5 protein-coding genes, 1 pseudogene and 1 riboswitch are annotated in these 4,928 nt (G+C 56.2%); of the genes and pseudogenes, 1 reads left to right on the forward strand and 5 read right to left on the reverse strand.

Annotation, left to right across the window (positions count from 1 at the left end):
* The 5 genes and pseudogenes from FJY67_11305 to FJY67_11325 all read right to left on the reverse strand — a co-directional run.
* A partial coding sequence (locus tag FJY67_11305; protein ID MBM3330035.1) for a hypothetical protein occupies positions 1-1,288 on the reverse strand: 1,288 nt, incomplete at its 3' end.
* 89 nt (positions 1,289-1,377) lie between these two features.
* Positions 1,378-1,749, reverse strand: coding sequence for a hypothetical protein (locus FJY67_11310; protein ID MBM3330036.1), 372 nt, complete (start codon positions 1,747-1,749; stop codon positions 1,378-1,380).
* Positions 1,746-1,841 (reverse strand): annotated as a pseudogene (locus FJY67_11315) (hypothetical protein). The gene FJY67_11310 and the pseudogene FJY67_11315 overlap by 4 nt, the downstream one beginning before the upstream one ends.
* 288 nt (positions 1,842-2,129) lie before the next feature.
* Entirely contained in the window at positions 2,130-3,026 is an 897-nt protein-coding gene (locus tag FJY67_11320; GenBank protein ID MBM3330037.1) for a M48 family metallopeptidase, read from the reverse strand.
* Between the two features lie 223 nt (positions 3,027-3,249).
* Positions 3,250-3,801, reverse strand: a complete 552-nt coding sequence (locus FJY67_11325) for a LemA family protein (protein ID MBM3330038.1) — start codon at positions 3,799-3,801, stop codon at positions 3,250-3,252.
* A gap of 338 nt (positions 3,802-4,139) precedes the next feature.
* Positions 4,140-4,432, forward strand: a riboswitch (cobalamin riboswitch).
* Positions 4,433-4,579: 147 nt separating this feature from the next.
* Between FJY67_11325 and FJY67_11330 the strand changes: the two genes are divergently transcribed.
* Positions 4,580-4,928, forward strand: a 349-nt coding sequence (locus FJY67_11330; GenBank protein ID MBM3330039.1) for a Plug domain-containing protein, incomplete at its 3' end; no start/stop codon positions are given.

The raw sequence follows: 4,928 nt of genomic DNA on the forward strand, positions 1-4,928 counted from the left end.
ATGACCAGATGTAGTCGAGATTGTCGAAGTAGTCGCTATGCGCCACCGCGATGATGGTCACTTCGGTGCCGCGAAGGACCTGAAGGAGGGTGTCTTCGGGGGACCAGGCGATGAAACTGGGACCCAGTATGTCAGGCTCCAGTTTCATCAACAAGCCGTCATAAGTGCTGTCAGCAGCCGTGTAAACGAGTCCGGTTGCCACAAACTCGTGATCGGAGTTCTTAACAACGGATAGCAGTCCATTTGCCGTTGGACCAATGCCAAACCTGGGGTCTTCTTCTAGATTGTAAAAAGAACTCCAACGAGGAATGCCTTCAGAATTTGTTCGTATTACTGCGGCAGGAAAATTGCGTGGTCTATAGAGAAACACTCCGGCCAGGATAAAGCCTCCGTCTAATGCACGGGCAATACCATGAACAAGAATCTCACGACCCAATCTCTGTAGGTTCCTTTGCCAAACCTCTTCTCCGGCACTATTAATCTTAATAAGTGCTGCGCCGCGCACGTCATCTCCCCACCAATCTCCAGCGAGGACAAATCCTCCATCTCCTGAAGAGGTCATATCACGTACATTCATAATCGGGCCTTCGGCCGAAAAGAACTGCCAAATGACGGCACCATCGTCCAACGCGACCCGCAGCGCCAGTGGCAATGGACGAATGCCTCCCCCGAGAGCGCGCACATTACCATTTCCAGCGGCAACCACGCTTCCTTCCAATTCGCGCAATCCTGTAAGATGTGATGAATGCTCTATGTCATATCGCCGGCTCCAAATCAACTCTCCTTCAGGAGTTATGCAGGTCAGATTGGCTTGGTAGGTGTTAAATGTTTCTCGACCGGCGCATAAGAAACGGCCGTCTTTCAACTCAATCACTGCATCGAACCTTCCCCGTCCATAGCGGCTCGACCAAACCTCATCACCATCACGGGAGAGTTCAAGAGCATACCTTTCATAAGCGTCTTGGCCGACAAATACGAAACTCCCGTTATCGGTCTCTATGACTGAGAGCAACAAGGCTGCATTTTCTCGATCTACCACCCTATTCCATATGATTTCACCATCCGCGTCTACCCTTGTGACTATCAAGTTCCCTGGGGTGGCTGTTCCATCAACTCCGCCATCTGATCGGGTAATACCACACAGTATATAGCCGCCGTCGGAAATCGCATACACATCTTCAAACTTCTCATTGCCGCCGTTACCATAGTTTAGGATAAAGGCCACCGGAGGTTGGGCAACGGCGATAGAAGTCAAGAAAGCTGGTACTATGCAGGCCTGGATTTTCATGAAGGATTGAAACCTGATTCAGATAGGAGGGTGAAGTCGGCGCGTGGTGCCAGAAGAGGAAGTCAATTCTGGCACCACGCCCATTTCAATCAGAAGTACTCAAAGGGAGTATCCAATTGATTCGCTCCAGTGAAATTGACTGCGTCCAGGTCTTCGATCACCGCATCGGTGAAACGACTCGCCGGCGTAGCCCAAACTTCCCAAGTAGTTGCTTGAGAGTTTGGGGTGAATCTGATTTCGAAATTGCCGTCCCAGACATCGTCCATTTGCACTTGATCAAGGATGTTCCCCTGACTATCGCGGGTCACGACAGATAGTTCGATTCCGGCATTCTGAATCCAGCCCTCGACAAATGCTGTAAAGAGCACTTCTTGCGCCCACGCCTCCCCCGGCGCGGCGAAGAGGGTGAGGGCCGCCAGCAGAACCAGCGCTGCCAGCGACAGATTCGTTCTCGGGCTCATACCATTCTCCATTCGGTTTGGATTGATAGTGTGCCCGGGCTTCTTAAGCCCGAGCCGTAGCCCGAGGCAAGGTTTTCACAAAATACGGCTGAAAGAGGAAGATGTCAAGGGTTTTTGCGAGCCCGCCCAAAAATAGTTTGCCCGCGTATTCGGACTGGCTCCGCTTCTCTGCTATCAGGCACGAAGCGCCTACGGCCGCTTCGGCCCCTACGCGGCTATCCAGTCAGGCACGAAGATGCCCTTAGGTGCAGCCATCAAGCCGCCTTTGTCGCCCAACCCCTGAATTCCCACCTGCGTGGGAATGATGCAGGAGGTGGGATCCCACCAACGAGGGAATGACGAGGGAGCGGTTCATTCGATCCGGTCTCATCACCCCCCTATCACCCCATCGCCTGGAGAACTTTGATACGCGCTGCTGTCGGGGGGTGAGTGCTCCACAAGGCTGACGCCCGCATTCCAAACGACCGTAGCGGATTAGCAATGTAGATATGCTGCGTCGCACGGCTGGCACCGGGCAGCGGCGTTGCCTCGAGCGCATTGTCGATCTTTTCCAATGCCGTGGCGAGTGCGTGTGGATTGCGGGTCAATTCGACCGCCGAAGCATCGGCAAGAAACTCCCGGCGGCGCGAGATAGCCATCTGCAAGAGCGACGCAAAGAGCGGCGCCAGGATCATAAAGACAATACCGATGAGCGCCAAAATCGCCGCTCCGCTTCCGCTGCGCTCGGACGTCCGCCGAAACCGACGGCTTGACCCACCATACCAAAGCGACCGCCCGAAGATATCCGCCAGGAGCACTACCGCTCCGACCAGCGCCGCCACCAGCATCATCAGCCGGATGTCGTAGTTGCGAATATGACTCATTTCATGCGCGACGACGCCTTGCAATTCCTCACGGTTCAATTTGTTTATCAGGCCTCGTGTAACGGCAACCGCTGCGTGATCGGGATCGCGGCCGGTGGCAAAGGCATTGAGCGCGTCGGACTCGATGGTATAGACCTTGGGCATCGGCAAGCCGGCGGCGATGCGCATCTCATCGACCAGGTTGATCAGTTGCCGGTCGCGCACCGGATCGGCTTCCTGCGCTGAACTGATTGCAAGAATAGCCGCTCTCCCCCCGAAATAAGCCCAAAGAACGTAGATCGCGGCGATGACCAAAGCCGCAACACCGCCGAATTCAGGGTAACCATACGCATTGCCGAATGCCATACCCATCAGGATTAAGATCAGGAAGACTCCAGCCAGAAGCAACACCGACTTGTTCCGGTTGACGGCCATTTGATGGGCAAAGTCGATGCGCTCGACCGGTGTCGGCGCAGCAGACTCCAGTGCAGTAGAATCGGCGTTGGAGTGAGGGTCCGAAGCCAGGCTCACGCCGCCGGCGGCAACTACGAACGGCTTTCCGCAGAGTCCGCAGCGCCAGGCACTGCTGCGGTTCTCATAGCCGCAGATAGGACAGGGCTTTAGTGAGGTTGGCACGTCGAGACTAAAGGAAGATCGGCTATCTCAAGTCAACCTTGACAGGTTCGCGCTCGGCTTCGGGCACGACATAATACTCCTCACGTTGGAACCCGAATGATGCTGCGATCAGACTCGACGGGAAGAGTTCTGTTGCGTTGTTCATTCGCATCACCGAGTCGTTGTAGTATTGCCGGGCGAAGGCGATTTTGTTCTCGGTGGAGGTCAGTTCCTCCTGCAATTCGCGGACGTTCTGGTTGGCTTTCAGGTCGGGGTAGGCTTCCATCAGGGCAAAGAGCGATTTCAATGCCCCGGTCAGCATATTTTCAGCCTGCGCGACCGATGCTGTGCCGCTGGCGTTCATAGCCGCGCCGCGGGCTTCGATCACCTTCTGCAATGTCTCCTGCTCGTAGGACATATAGTCCTTGACGACCTCGACCAGATTGGGAATCAGGTCGTGACGACGTTTCAGTTGGACGTCGATCTGGTGCCAGGCGTTGCGGACGGCGTTGCGGAGGCGGACCAGACGGTTGTAGAGACCGACGACGTAGAAGACGATCAGCGCGGCGAGCGCGAGGACGATGATGTAGGCCATACCTACCCCCGATGTGATAAGGGATGAAGGTGAGATTGATTATCAATATAGCATACAAAGTGAGCGAGTGAGCGAGTCAGCGGGTAAGCGGGTAAGCGGGTAAACGGGCAAGCGAGTGGAGATATTTCGTATGTCGGTGAAGCCGTCATTGCGAGACTGCCGGAGGTTTGCGAAGCAATCTCGATTGCTTCACGACGTTCGCCAAGACGATACCCTACTCACTTGCTCCCTTGCTTACTTGCTCACTTGATCACCCGCAACCCGCTCACCCGCTTACCCGCCTACTCGCTAACTCGCTCACTCTTCTTGACATTCTCCCTCCCCGACGCTATATTGAATTCATAGTGCGTCGCGGCGGTCAGCCTATTGGCTGATAGGAACCACGTGCAAAGCGTGGACGGCCCCCGCCGCTGTAAGCGCTGACAAAGGCGGCACTTGATGCCACTGAGCGACTACCATTCCGGACCGTGACCGGTTCGGTCGGGTGAATAGACCCGACGGGACCTTCTTGCAAGGCGTAGCAGCGCCCGACAGGCGAGTCAGAATCGGATCCGGGGTGGAACGCTTGGGAAGGCAGCCGCCCAAGGATGAAGCGCAAGTCAGAAGACCCGTCGCCGACGCAGCATTCAGGCCATCCTTCGGGGCAAGGGAGCACCTCGTGTCGCGTTCGCGCACCTCTGCCCGCTGCACTGCGGGCATCTCTTCTTTTGATATCGGGCTTGGGGTCCCGGATTTTGGGGCTAAGCGGCCTGTGTCGCATTATCTGAGGCGGACTGCATTGCCGTTCGCGCTCGCGCTATTCACCTCGACATCGCTCCAATCAGCCGTTCTTGCGGGCGATCAGCGATTTCTCTCCACATCTATCCCTGCCGACTCAACCGGTGAGCCGGTCTCCCTACCTGATGCCGTCGTCACCAGTTCCTTGATCCGGGAGCAGCCCGGCCGGATGGTCTCGCTCTCCCGATTCGAGTGGGAGTTGCGCGGTGTCAGGACCGTGGGCGAAGCCCTCGCCCTCCTTCCGGGTGTAACCCTGCTCGACGCCGGCGCTTTCGTGCGGATATCTTTGCGCGGTGCGCCACCGCGGATGACCCTTGTCGAACTCGACGGTATCCCGCATAACGATCCCA

The sequence above is a fragment of the Calditrichota bacterium genome, from assembly GCA_016867835.1.
Classification (GTDB): domain Bacteria; phylum Electryoneota; class AABM5-125-24; order Hatepunaeales; family Hatepunaeaceae; genus VGIQ01.